11 protein-coding genes are annotated in these 13,162 nt (G+C 69.8%); 10 read left to right on the top strand and 1 reads right to left on the bottom strand.

Translation table 11 applies throughout. The features are described 5' to 3' along the window. Positions 1–152: 152 nt before the first annotated feature. A complete protein-coding gene (locus tag CHB84_RS13615; protein WP_089301979.1) occupies positions 153–1,451 on the top strand; it encodes a YncE family protein in 1,299 nt (432 codons plus the stop codon). Between the two features lie 23 nt (positions 1,452–1,474). Here the strand turns inward: CHB84_RS13615 and CHB84_RS13610 are convergent, their stop codons facing one another. Continuing rightward, positions 1,475–2,992: a PucR family transcriptional regulator gene (locus tag CHB84_RS13610; protein WP_176439947.1), complete on the bottom strand. Its 1,518-nt coding sequence runs from the start codon at positions 2,990–2,992 to the stop codon at positions 1,475–1,477. A gap of 202 nt (positions 2,993–3,194) precedes the next feature. On the opposite strand from CHB84_RS13610, the gene uraD reads away from it, so the two are divergent. The 9 genes from uraD (at position 3,195) to CHB84_RS13565 (ending at position 12,985) form a co-directional block, all read left to right on the top strand. Beyond that, positions 3,195–3,701, top strand: a complete 507-nt coding sequence (gene uraD, locus CHB84_RS23235) for a 2-oxo-4-hydroxy-4-carboxy-5-ureidoimidazoline decarboxylase (protein WP_217898545.1) — start codon at positions 3,195–3,197, stop codon at positions 3,699–3,701. Further along, positions 3,698–4,027, top strand: a complete 330-nt coding sequence (gene uraH / locus CHB84_RS13600; protein WP_089301977.1) for a hydroxyisourate hydrolase — start codon at positions 3,698–3,700, stop codon at positions 4,025–4,027. Before uraD ends, uraH begins: the two co-directional genes overlap by 4 nt. A 2-nt stretch (positions 4,028–4,029) precedes the next feature. Continuing rightward, complete coding sequence (gene pucL / locus CHB84_RS13595; RefSeq protein ID WP_089301976.1) at positions 4,030–4,893, top strand: factor-independent urate hydroxylase; 864 nt, start codon at positions 4,030–4,032, stop codon at positions 4,891–4,893. Between the two features lie 146 nt (positions 4,894–5,039). After that, positions 5,040–5,894 (top strand): FAD binding domain-containing protein, encoded by an 855-nt coding sequence (locus CHB84_RS13590; RefSeq protein ID WP_089302086.1) that lies wholly within the window; start codon positions 5,040–5,042, stop codon positions 5,892–5,894. Further along, on the top strand, positions 5,885–6,364 hold the full coding sequence (locus CHB84_RS13585; RefSeq protein WP_089301975.1) for a (2Fe-2S)-binding protein: 480 nt from the start codon (positions 5,885–5,887) through the stop codon (positions 6,362–6,364). The genes CHB84_RS13590 and CHB84_RS13585 overlap by 10 nt, the downstream gene beginning before the upstream one ends. After that, positions 6,361–7,743: an 8-oxoguanine deaminase gene (locus CHB84_RS13580; RefSeq protein ID WP_089301974.1), complete on the top strand. Its 1,383-nt coding sequence runs from the start codon at positions 6,361–6,363 to the stop codon at positions 7,741–7,743. Before CHB84_RS13585 ends, CHB84_RS13580 begins: the two co-directional genes overlap by 4 nt. Then, positions 7,740–10,052: a xanthine dehydrogenase subunit D gene (gene pucD, locus CHB84_RS13575; RefSeq protein ID WP_089301973.1), complete on the top strand. Its 2,313-nt coding sequence runs from the start codon at positions 7,740–7,742 to the stop codon at positions 10,050–10,052. Before CHB84_RS13580 ends, pucD begins: the two co-directional genes overlap by 4 nt. A gap of 154 nt (positions 10,053–10,206) precedes the next feature. Next, positions 10,207–11,658 carry an NCS2 family permease gene (locus tag CHB84_RS13570; RefSeq protein ID WP_089301972.1) on the top strand — a complete coding sequence of 484 codons (1,452 nt, stop codon included), beginning with the start codon at positions 10,207–10,209 and terminating at the stop codon, positions 11,656–11,658. A 217-nt stretch (positions 11,659–11,875) separates the two neighbouring features. Next, positions 11,876–12,985 (top strand): hypothetical protein, encoded by a 1,110-nt coding sequence (locus CHB84_RS13565; protein ID WP_141134682.1) that lies wholly within the window; start codon positions 11,876–11,878, stop codon positions 12,983–12,985. The last annotated feature ends 177 nt before the right edge of the window (positions 12,986–13,162 follow it).

Raw genomic sequence — 13,162 nt, 5'->3', positions numbered from 1 at the left:
CCCCCCCCCCCCCCCCCCAACGTGCCGCCTGCCGGTAGCACCTACCCGTACCCGCCGGTCACCACCGCCGAGGACCGTGACCTCGCGGCGCCCCGGTCGTTGTGCCCCACGAGGATCTATACGCACGTATGGCACGGACGAGAGGTCAGGCGATGACCGTCCGACGGAAGTTTCCCTGCATGATCGCGGCACTCGGCCTGGCAGCGGCCACCGCCGCATCCCCCGCATCCACGGCGTCACCGCAGCACGCCGCGCCGGGCGGGGACGAACGCGACCGGTCGTCGGGCGAGGTGGCCGAGGTGCTCTTCGTCGGGAACAACTGGGACGGCACCGCCGACGTCCTCACGCCGGACGGCGAGCTGGAACCGCTCGCCCGCGTCGACATCGTGCCGGACCTCGACAAGCGCCTCCGGGAGGTCTACACCGACCCCGAGCGGCTCGGCTACTACCTCGGCATCCGTGCCCTCGTCGGGGAAGGCAACGACCAGTACGTGGATGACATGTACACCACCGAGGACGGCCGGACACTCGTCGTGTCCCGGCCGAGCCTGGCCGATGTCGTCGGTATCGACCTCGCCGGCGGCGAGCTGGTGTGGCGGTTCGAGGTCGACGGTCACCGCTCCGACCACATGGCGGTCTCACCGGACGGCGAGCACGTCGCGGTGTCCGCGTCCACCGGCAACGTCGTGCACGTCCTCGACATCGAGACCGGCGAGGAGGTCGGGCAGTTCCCCTCGGGCGACTCTCCGCACGAGAACGTCTACTCCGCGGACGGAGAGAAGATCTTCCACGCCAGCATCGGGCACGTGTACACGCCACTGGACCGCCCGGCGCTGGACAGCACCAAGGGAGAGCGCCACTTCCAGATCGTCGATGCCGACAGCTACGAGGTGCTCGAGCGCATTGACATGGGCGCCGAGCTCGACGAGGCAGGCTACCCGGACTACAGCTCGGCGGTGCGCCCCATGACCTTCTCCCCCGACGAGCGATACGTCTACTTCCAGGTCTCCTTCTTCCACGGCTTCATCGAGTACGACCTCGCCGAGAATCGCGTGGTCAGCGTGGTCAACCTCCCGCAATCCGAGGAGGCCGCCAACACCGAACGCGAGCAGTACCTGCTCGACTCCGCACACCACGGCATCGCGATGAACCCGCAAGGGACGGACCTGTGCGTGGCGGGCACCATGTCCGACTACGCCACGATCGTCTCGCGCGACCGGCTGCGCCACGGAGAGCTGGTCGAAGGCGGCGAGAAACCGTACTGGGCCACCTCCAGCAGCGACGGTGAGCACTGCTTCGTGTCCTGGAGCGGCAGCGACCGGGTCTCCGCGCTGTCCTACGACACCGGTGAGGAGGTCGCCAGTACCCGGGTCGGCGATCACCCGCAGCGGATGCGGCTGGGCCACGTCCGGACGGACTGGCTGGCAGAGCAGGACCCGCCCCGGTCCTGACGCGGCCCGGCCCCGGCGCCCGCTCAGGCGAGCGCGAACGCCAGGTAGAAGTCGACCCGGTCGTCGATCCGGCTCAGATCCCTGCCGGTGAGCTGCTCGATCCGCTGAATGCGGTAGCGCAGCGTGTTCACGTGCACGTGCAACTCCCGGGCGCACTTCGTCCAGCTGCCGGAGCTGTCCAGGAAGGCACGCAGCGTCGGCACGAGGTCACCCCCGTGTGCCGTGTCGTACTCCAGAACCGGCCCCAGCACCCGGGTCCGGAACGACTGGCGCACCTCGTCGGGTACAGCAGCCAGCAGCATCATATGGCTGGACAGGTCCTCGTGCCCGGTCACGACCGCCCGGCCCGGGCGTAGCTCGGAGAGCCTGCAGGCGTGCCGCGCCTCGTCGATCGCCCCGCGCAGCCCCGACGCGCCCGCGACCTCCCCGCTGGCACCCAGCAGCAGCCGCTCGGATCCGAGCCCGCCCGCGATCGTCGCAGCGTCCGAGCGCAACTCGGTCAGTATGTCGTCGAACTGCCGGTCCTGCGCGGGGACCAGCGCCACGGCCTGGTCGTCGTACAGCGCCGACTCGCGCTCCAGCAGTTCCTCGAGCACGCCCCTGGCCATCTCGGCGCTGCCGCCGTGCAGCCGCGCGGCGACCACCACCAGCGGCCTCCCCGCGGGCAACCCCGCCACCTCCAGGTGCGGCTGCAGCGTGCCCGGGTCGGTCCCCGACCGTGCCCGGTGCACGATCTCCTCGACGAGCGGCCTGCGGTCCTGCCTGCCGCGCGCGATCCGCCGGCATCCGGTGGCCACCAGCCCCGCCAGCTCCCCGGCCATGCGGTAGCGGTCGGCCTCCCACTCGGCGGAGCTTCCGGCGAACACCAGGAAGCACTCGAGCGCCCGCGACGCGAACGCGCTCCCGGTACCGTAGAGCGTGTAGTCACCGACCGTGGCCGGAAGGTGCCGGCCACCGAGGAACTCGCGTACCAGCTCCTCCCGCTGCTCGGCACTCGGGTCGACCCCCGAGTCGGCGAGCACGCGACCGGTCGGCCCGAGCACCGCGCATCCGAGGTCGAGGCGGCTGTGCACCAGCTCGAGGATCTCCGCCAGCCAGTCACTACCGGTCGACTCGGCATCCGCAAGGTGCCGGTGCTGGCCGAGCAAGGCGGCCACCTCGTCCGCTCGCTGCGGGCCGAGGACGGTACTGACCCGCGCCGCCACCGTCGCGAACGCGATGTGCGCGGGCACGCGCAGCAGCGGCAGGTCGGCCGAGACACACGCTTCAATGAGGTCATCGGGAATGGCGTGGAACTGGTCCCCCGCCGCGATCGCGACGACCCCCGCTTCGACGACCGCCGTCACGAACGCCGCCGAGTCCTGCGGGGCACGGCGCCACACCATCCCGGTCAGCACCAGCTCGCCACCGGTGAGGTACCGCCGCGGGTCGGGCAGGTCGGTGGTCATGACCGAGTGGAACTCGCGCTCGAACGAACGCTCGTCACCGGCGACCGGTTCGAGGCGTAGCTCGGTGTCCTCGAGCAGTTCTCGCAGCTTCACGTCACTTCCTCGGGTCGACGGCAGCATAGGCGGTAACGCGGGCAGTAACGCCGGCCGGGCGGCCCAGCGAGCTTCGGATGATCCTCCAAGAAGGTGCTGCCCACCGGCCGTGTTGTTCGTGTTCTGTGCTCCTGGTCACACCCGCGGTTCCGGGTGTTCACTGACATCATCCGACGAATACGACGGTGGAGGCCAACCGACAGTGCACACCGGAACGACTATCACCACCCTCTCCCAGCTCAACGAGGCACCCGTCGGCGAGGCGACCGAGCACCTGCTGGCCGTCTGCCACAGCCGCCGCTGGGCCGACCGGGTCGTCGCGGGCCGCCCGTACCGGGACGCCGATCAGCTCGCGGACACGGCGAGCAGCCTCCTCGGCGAGCTCGCCTGGGCCGACATCGCCGAGGCCCTCTCCGCGCATCCCCGGATCGGTGACCGCGTGTCCGGCTCGACGAGCTCGGCACAGTGGTCCCGCGCGGAACAGTCCGGCGTGGCGGACGAGTCCCGGGCCGCGCTGATCGACGCCAACCGGCGGTACGAGGAGACGTTCGGGCACGTCTTCCTGATCAGGGCAAGCGGGAGGGACAGCGCGCAGATCCTCGCCGAGCTCGAGCGCAGGCTCGGCAACGACGTCGCTGCCGAACGCGAGGACGTGCGCGGGCAGCTCGCCGAGATCACGGCGGGCAGGCTGCGGGGTGAGTTCGCATGAGCATCTCCACCCACGTCCTCGACAGTACGACCGGGACTCCCGCGTCCGGCGTCGCCACCCGGCTGGAGCTGGCGTCGGCTGCCGGCTGGCAGCACGTCGCCGACGCGGTCACCGACACCGACGGGCGTGTCGGCCGGCTCGCCGAGACGGCGGAGTCCGGCACCTACCGGTTGACGTTCGACGTCGGGAGTTACTTCGACGCGCGCGGTATCGCCACCTTCTACCCCGAGGTGACCATCTCGTTCCGGGTGGACGACCCGGGCAGCCACTACCACGTTCCCCTGCTGCTGAGCCCGTTCGCCTACTCCACCTACCGAGGGAGCTGACGATGCCGATCACGCTGGGCCCCAACCGTTACGGCAAGGCGGAGACGCGCGTCGTCGCCCTGCGACGCGGCACCGACCGTCACGAGCTCGCCGACCTCAACGTGAGTATCGCGCTGTCCGGCGAGCTCGCAGACACGCACCTGACCGGCGACAACGCCGCCGTGCTTCCCACGGACACGCAGAAGAACACGGTGTTCGCCTTCGCAAGGAAGTACGGCATCGACCAGCCGGAGAGCTTCGGGCTGCTGCTGGCCGAGCACTTCGTCGCGACGCAGCCTGCCATCACCCACGCGCGGGTGGAGATCACCGACTATGCCTGGCAGCGCGTCGGGCAGACCGGGCACTCGTTCGCGCGCGGCAGCCAGGAGGTGCGCACCTGCGTGGTGCACCACGACGACCAGGCCACGCACGTGCTGTCCGGGGTCGCCGATCTGGTGCTGCTGAACTCGACGAACTCCGAGTTCTGGGGATACCCGAAGGACGAGTACACGACGCTGCCCGAGACCACCGACCGCATCCTGGCCACGGCCGTCACCGCCACCTGGCGGCACGCCACGCTGGACGTGGACTGGGCGGAGTCCCACGCAGCGGCCCGGCACAACCTGGTCGACGCGTTCGCAGGGACGTACAGCTACTCGCTGCAGCAGACCCTCTACGCGATGGGCTGGCGCGTCCTCGACAAGCAGCCCGAACTGTGCGAGGTGCGGCTGGCATTGCCGAACAAGCACCACTTCCTCGTCGATCTGGAGCCGTTCGGGCTGGACAACCCCGGCGAGGTCTTCTTCGCCGCCGACCGGCCGTACGGCCTGATCGAAGGCACCGTCCTCCGGGACGACGCTCCAACGGCCGGGCCGGCGTGGGATTAGCCAGACGCTCCGACGGCCGGGCCGGCGTGGGAGCAGCCAGCCGCTCCGACGGCCGGGCCGTTGCAGCAGCGAGACGCTCCGGCGGTCGGGCCGGCACGGACACGAACCACCGCACCGCCGGGCAGCCCGGCGTGGAAGAGGACATCATGGATTTCATCAAGCCCACGACCTGGGAGGAAGCGCTCGAAGCGCGCGCTTCGGTGCCGGGCGCGGTCCCGATCGCCGGTGGCACCGACGTGATGGTGGAGCTGAACTTCGACCAGCATCGGCCTCCGGCGCTGATCGATCTCACCGCGATCGACGAGCTCGCGCACTGGGACCTCGATGGCGACTCCGTGCGCATCGGCGCGACCGTCTCATACACCACGATCATCACGGAGCTGGCCAACCACCTGCCCGGCCTCGCGCTGGCCGCGCGCACGGTGGGCTCACCCCAGATCCGCAACAGGGGCACGGCAGCAGGCAACCTCGGCGCGGGCTCGCCCGCGGGCGACAGCCACCCCCCGCTGCTGTCCACCGGCGCAACCGTCGAGGTCGCCTCGGTCCGTGGCAGCCGGTTCGTCCCCATCGACGAGTTCTACACCGGCGTCAAGCGCACGGCTCTGGAGCCGGACGAGCTGATCCGCGCGATCACCGTGCCTGCAGCGCGGGGTCCCCAGCAGTTCGCCAAGATCGGCACCCGCAACGCCATGGTGATCGCGGTGTGCTCGTTCGCGGTGGCGCTCGACCCGCACGAGCGCGCTGTCGGGACGGGGCTCGGCTCCGCAGCGCCCACCCCGCGGCACGCGACGGATGCCGAGAAGTACCTGGTCGATGCCCTGCCGTGGGACTCGAGCGAGCCGCTGCCGGGGGATGTCGCCGAGCGGTTCGGCGAGCTCGTCGCCGCGGCGGCCGTCCCGATCGACGACGTCCGCGGGCAGGCCACCTACCGCACACACGCCCTATCCGTCATGGCCCGCCGGACCCTCGGCTGGGCCTGGGAGGAGTACCGATGCGCCTGAACCTCACCATCAACGGAGCCCAGCACACCGCCGACGACGTCTGGCCGGGCGAGAGCCTGCTGTACGTGCTGCGTGAGCGTCTCGGCCTCGCAGGCTCGAAGAACGCCTGCGAGCAGGGCGAGTGCGGCTCGTGCACCGTCTACCTGGACGGGGTGCCCGCGTGTTCCTGCCTCGTCGCGGCCGGCCAGGCAGCGGGCCACGAGGTCGTCACGGTGGAAGGTATCGGCGGGGGCGAGGATGAGCTGCACCCCGTGCAGGAAGCGTTCGTCGACGCGGGCGCCGTGCAGTGTGGCTTCTGCACCCCCGGCTTGATCGTCGCAGCGCACAACCTGGTCGAGCGCACCGGTGAACCCAGCGACGAGGAGATCCGCGAGGAGCTCGCGGGCAACCTCTGCCGCTGCACCGGTTACGAGAAGATCCTGGACGCGGTCCGGCTGGCCGCCTCGCGCAAGCAGGAGGCAGGAACGTGATCGTCATCGAGAACTGCGCCGTCGCGACCGCCGACGACGCGGGCACCGAGTACTCGCACGGCCACGTGCTCGTCGACGGCAACCGGATCGTCGCGGTCGGCGAGGGGCGCGCGCCCGCGCAGCCGGGCGAGATCACCCGCGTCGACGGGTCCGGGTGCCTGGCCACGCCCGGCCTCGTCAACACCCACCACCACCTCTACCAGTGGATCACCAGGGGGCTGGCCACCGACTCGACGCTGTTCGAGTGGCTCACCGAGCTCTACCCGGTCTGGGCACGCATCGACGCGGAGTCCGTGGGCGTCGCGGCCCGTGCCGGGCTCGGGTGGCTCGCGCTGAGCGGGTGCACCACCAGCGCCGACCACCACTACGTCTTCCCCGATGACGCAGGCGACCTGCTCGCAGCAGAGATCGGCGCGGCCCGCGAGATCGGCATCCGGTTCCACCCGACCCGGGGGTCGATGGACAGGGGACGGTCCGCGGGTGGGTTGCCGCCCGATGAGGTCGTCGAGGACATCGACACCATCCTCGCGGCCACCTCCGAGGCCATCACGGCCTTCCACGACCCGTCGCCGGACGCGATGGTCCGCATCGGCATCGCGCCGTGCTCCCCGTTCTCGGTGTCCACCGAGCTGCTCAGCCAGGCTCGCGAGCTGGCGACCGAGCACGGCGTCATGCTGCACACCCACCTCGCCGAGACCATCGACGAGGAGGACTTCTGCCAGGCCACGCACGGGTGCACCCCTGTGGAGTACCTGGACTCGCTCGGGTGGCTCGGCGAGGACGTGTGGCTCGCCCACTGCGTGCACCTGTCGGACGGCGCGATCAAGCGGTTGGGCGCCACGCGCACCGGGGTGGCGCACTGCCCCAGCTCCAACTCCCGGCTCGGCGCGGGCATCGCGCCGGTGCCCGCGCTGCTCGACGCCGGAGCTCCGGTGGGTCTCGGCGTGGACGGGGCGGCATCACAGGAGGCAGGGATGCTGGTCGAGGAGCTTCGCCAGGCGCTGTACCTGGCGCGGCTCCATGGCGGTCCCACAGCCCTGCGGGCCAGGCAGGCATTGCGCGCCGCCACCATCGGTGGCGCCCGGTGCCTCGGCCGTGGCGGCGAGATCGGCTCGCTCGAGGCAGGCAAGCTCGCCGACATCGCGTTGTGGCGGCTCGACGGCCTCGGCCACGCCGACATCGCCGACCCGGTGGCCGCGCTCGCCCTCGGCCCGCCCGCGCCGCTTGAGCTACTGACCGTCAACGGCAACGCCGTCGTCTCCGGCGGCGAGCTACGCACTGCTGACCAGGACCGGCTGGCCCTCGCCGCCCGTACCGCGCACCGCGGGCTCATGGCATCGGCCGGCCGGGCGCCGAGCGAGAACGGGAGGACGTCATGACTGTCGGGACACCGGACAACCTGGCCTCGAGTACGCGAGGCGGGGTCGGGCAGAGCCCGCGCAGGCCGGACGGCACGCGCAAGGTCACCGGCCAGTTCGCCTACTCGTCCGACCTGTGGCACGACGACATGCTCTGGGGTGTGACGCTGCGCAGCCCCCACCCGCACGCGCGCATCCGGTCCATCGACATCGGTGCGGCGCTGGCGACCAGCGGCGTGTACGCCGTACTCACGCACGAGGACGTCCCCGGCATCAAGTACTACGGGCTCGAGGAGAACGACCAGCCCGTGCTTGCGGTGGACACCGTCCGCTACCAGGGGGAGGCGGTTGCCCTGGTCGCCGCCGACCATCCGGAGACCGCCCGGCGCGCGATGCACGAGATCGTCGTCAACTACGAGGTGCTCGACCCGCTCACCGACCCCGTCCGTGCCGCGCTCGACCCGGAAGCCCCGGCGCTGCACGAGCACGGCAACGTCGTCCGGCACCAGCCCGTGCGGGTCGGTGACGTGCCGTCCGCTCGGTCGCGCGCCGATGTCGTGGTCACCGGCGAGTACGAGATCGGCATGCAGGACCAGGCGTTCCTCGGGCCCGAGTCCGGGCTGGCCGTACCCGGTGAGGACGGCGGGGTCGACCTCTACGTCGCGACCCAGTGGATGCACACCGACCTGCGGGAGATCGCTCCGTGCCTCGGTCTGCCCGAGGAGAAGGTGCGCATGACGCTGTCCGGCGTGGGTGGCGCGTTCGGTGCGCGCGAGGACCTGTCCATGCAGGTGCACGCGGCGATGCTCGCGATGCACACCGGCAGGCCGATCAAGATCGTCTACAACCGCGAGGAGTCGTTCTACGGCCACGTGCACCGGCATCCCGCCAAGATGCGCTACGAGCACGGCGCGACCGCGGACGGCCGGATCGTCTACGCGACGGCTCGTATCGTGCTCGACGGCGGTGCGTACGCCTCATCCACCACGAACGTCGTCGGTAACGCCGCCTCGCTCGGTGTCGGGCCGTACATCGTGCCGAACGTCGAGATCGACGCGTACGGTGTCTACACGAACAACCCGCCGTGCGGGGCTATGCGTGGGTTCGGTGCGGTGCAGGCCTGCTACGCATACGAGTCGCAAATGGACAAGCTCGCACGCGAGCTCGAGCTGCACCCCCTCGATGTGCGGCGGATCAACGCCATCCATCAGGGAGCGGCGATCGCGACCGGCCAGGTCGTGGACACCCCGGCGCCGATGCGCGAGATGATCGACAGGCTGCGCGACGCGCCGCTGCCGGAGGCCGTGGATTCCGGCGACGTGCGCAACCTCCCGGGAGGGGTATCCAACACCACGCACGGTGAGGGAGTGCGCAGGGGCATCGGCTACGGCGTCGGGTTGAAGAACATCTGCTTCTCCGAAGGCTTCGACGACTACTCGACCGCACGCGTGCGGCTGGAGGTCGTCGGCGGCGAGCCTGCCGTGCTGGTGCACACCGCCGCTGCCGAGGTAGGTCAGGGATTGGTAACCCTGCAAGGGCAGATCGCACGGACCGAGCTCGGTGTCGAGCGGGTGAGCATCGCGCCTGCCGACACCCAGGTCGGCGACGCCGGGTCGTCATCGGCCTCCCGCCAGTCCTACATGACCGGTGGTGCGGTGAAGCGGGCGTGCGAGGCCGTCCGGGACCGGCTGTTCCAGCTCGCCGCCGAGCGTTTCGACGTACCCGCCGACCAGCTCAGCCTGTCCGGGGGGAAGCTGGTCTCCGAACACTCCGGGGTCCTGGTTGCGCTCGCCGACCTGCTCGGTGACGAGGCCATCGAGGAGACAAGGGAGTTCCACCATCGCCCGACGACCGGGATGGACCCCGTCACGGGGCAGGGTGACACGCACACCCAGCTCGCCCTGTGCATCCACCGTGCCGTCGTCGACGTGGACGTCGAGCTGGGCCTGCTCAAGGTGGTCGACCTGACGGCGGTGCAGGATGTCGGCACGGTCCTCAACCGGGTGTCGCTGGAAGGGCAGATCCACGGCGGGACCGCGCAAGGCCTCGGTCTGGCAGTTATGGAGGAGATCCAGCTCGCAGACGGCAAACTGGCCAACCCCTCGTTCACCGACTACCTCATTCCCACGATCCTGGACATGCCGCCGATGCGGCTGGACATCCTGGAGCGCGCCGACCCGAACGCCCCGTACGGCCTGCGGGGCGCGGGTGAGCCGTCGACGCTGTCGTCCACGCCTGCGATCGCCGCCGCGATCAGGGACGCGACCGGACTCCAGATCGACCGCGTACCCGTCCGCCCGCACGACATCGTCCACCCCGTAACCGGCTGACCGGCCCCTCCGCTTCCCGAGCTCGACAAGCACTCCCCGACGCGCCACACCCCGGGCACTGGGCTCCCGCCCGGGGTGCGGGCACGCCTGTGCCCGGGGTCGGAAGTACCGGCCCGGCACATCGACCCCGCCGCCGTACCTGGAGAGAACTCGTATGAGCACAACGGAGATCCCCTCGGTCGACCAGAAGCCCCCGCCATGGCGCGGGAGCGTGCTCGACCGATGGTTCTTGATCACCGCACGCGGCTCGAAGCCCTCGCGCGAGATCCGGGGTGGCATCACCACCTTCGTCGCGATGGCCTACATCGTCATCCTCAACCCGCTCATCCTGACCAGCGCGACCGACGTCAACGGCAACCAGCTGTCACTGACCGGCGTGACCACCATGACCGCGCTGTCGGCAGGGCTGATGACCGTCCTCATGGGAATCGTCGGCCGCGCTCCGTTCGCGATGGCCACGGCACTTTCGGTCAATGCCGTGGTCGCGTTCCAGGTGGCGCCCCAGGTCACCTGGGAGCAGGCGATGGGCATGGTCGTCCTGCAAGGCCTGCTGATCCTCCTGCTCGCCGCCACGGGCGTGCGCACACTCATCGTCAACGCCATCCCGCGAGGGATGAAGCACGCAATCGGTGTCGGGATCGGACTGTTCATCGCCCTCATCGGGTTCGTCAACGCCGGGTTCGTCACGCGCAGGCCGGATGCGATGGACACGGCTGTGCCCGTGCAGCTCGGCGAGGGCGGCACCCTGACGGGGCTGCCGATCATCGTGTTCTGCTTCGGGCTGGTGCTGATGTTCGCGCTGTACAGCAGGAAGGTACCGGGCGCCATCCTGCTGAGCATCCTCGGCGCTACCGTCCTAGCGGTGATCGTGGAGTCGGTGTGGCACCCAGGGGGGTGGGGGCTGGTCACGCCGTCACTGCCGGACTCGCTCGTCGCGTCCCCGGACTTCTCGCTGTTCGGGCAGATCGACGTCGTCGGCGCGATCACCGAGATCCCCGCCCTGACCCTGACGGTGTTCGTGTTCACCCTCGTGCTGGCCGGATTCTTCGACGCCATCGGGGCCGTCCTCGCCGTCGGCGACGAGGCCGGCCTCATCGACTCCAACGGCAGGATGCCGACGCTGGGTCGGGTCATGGTCACCGACGGGATCGGTGCCGCGTTCGGTGGACTCACCTCGAGCTCATCCAACACCGTCTTCGTCGAGTCGGCGGCAGGCGTCAAGGAAGGCGCGCGGACCGGGATCGCCAGCCTGGTGACCGGCTCGCTGTTCCTCACGCTACTGTTCCTGGTGCCGATCGCCGCTGTCATCCCCCAGTCCGCGGCCGCACCCGCGCTCGTCCTTGTCGGTGGTCTGATGTGCATGCAGTGCCGCAACATCGACTGGACCGACATGGAGATCGCGCTACCCGCGTTCCTGATCATCGCCCTGCCCGCCTTCACCTATTCGGTCACGGCGGGTGTCGGCGCGGGTATCGTCGCCTACGTCGTCATCAAGGTGGCCCTCGGCAAGTGGCGGGAACCCGGCGTGCTGCTGTGGGGCCTCAGCCTGGTGTTCCTGGCCTACTTCGGCATCGAGGGCGTCGAGTTGCTGCTGAGCCACGTGTAACGGAAGCGGCCCCTCCGGCGGCCCGATTCACGCCCGGGCCGCCGGAGACGTTTCCGGACCACACCGGACTCCCGGATCGGCAGCAGAATTACGGCAAGGCGCGATAATCAACAATCAATTCATTATCATAATCGAACAATTGAACACCGACCTGACCGTTGGATATTCTTCCGTTTTCGCCCGTGCACCGAGCACGTAGCCACGGAAGGAGTCCGACGTGTCGAAGAGATCGCGGGTACTCACGAGCCTTGTGACAGGCGCAGTACTCACCTTGGCCTCGGTCACCACGCCTGCCGTCGCCGGCGCCGGTACCGGCGACTCCGCCCCACCGGACGAGCTTGTCGACCAGTTCGATGTGCAGGAGACCGACACCTCCGCCGAGATCACCGGACAGCGAACCATGTTCGGTGGTGGCACGGAGACGACGATCCGGGTGGGGCCGATCACCGCCGAGCCGCACGAGGAGGGCGAGCACGGCGCGGGCGACGGTCACGGCACGACCAGCGCGAGCGACGACGGCCCACACGGCCCCGAGGAGCGCGACCACGGCACGCACACCACGGTCGCCGCACCGGTTCCGACTCCCTGCTGGGTCGTTTCCTGCTACGTCACCTCGATGGAGCCCGACCTCACGTACGCCGACGGCAGCAGCGCGAACTACGACACGAACATCATGCTGCACCACGCCGTGCTCTTCGACCGGTCCCGGCAGGATGTCACCTGCAGGGACGAGGAGCTGGGCATGGCGGGGCAACGGATCTTCGCCTCGGGCAACGAGCGCACCGGCGGCATGCTTCCGGACGGTTACGGGGTGCCCCTCGGCCCGGCCCCGCTGACCTGGTCGGTGATCGAGTTGATGAACTTCGCGCCGGAGTCCCAGGAGGTCTATTTCGACCTCACCATCGAACACGAGCCAGCACTGTTCAACCGGGACATCACGCCGGTGACCCCGGTCTGGCTGGACGCGGCGAACTGCACCTTCGACTCGTACCACAGCGTCCCGGAGGGTGAGTCGGTCACCACGTGGCAGTGGGAGTCGACCATCGCGGGGACGTTCCACGCTGCGGGTGGCCACGTCCACGATGGCGGCGAGTCGCTCACCCTGCACAACCGCAGCACAGGCGAGGAGATCTGCCCGTCCTATGCCGGGTACGGAACCGATCCGGCCTACCAGGGGCACATCGAGTCGATGAGCGTGTGTTCGGAGGGCGACCTGGGTGACGTCGCCGAGGGCGACGTGCTCGAGCTGGAGAGCGTGTACGACTCGCACTACGCGCAGGACGACGCCATGTCCATCATGATCGGTTACGTGGAGGAGGACTCGTAGCGTCGTTGCCGCGTGGTCCGGGTGGCCGGGCCCGCTCCGGCATGGTGGGTGGTCGCGACCGTGCCGGTAGGGTCCGGTGCTCGGTGTAGCACCGTCCGGTGGGTGTGGTGATGGTGGTGGTGCCGGTGGTGGGGTTGTGGTGGAGGGTCCAGTGGGGGTGGTCTTTGAGCTGGTGGT

The organism is Haloechinothrix alba (assembly GCF_900188115.1).
Taxonomy (GTDB): Bacteria; Actinomycetota; Actinomycetes; order Mycobacteriales; family Pseudonocardiaceae; genus Haloechinothrix; species Haloechinothrix alba.
The sequence above is the reverse complement of the archived record's forward strand: the minus strand, read 5'-3'. Positions and strand labels throughout refer to the sequence as shown.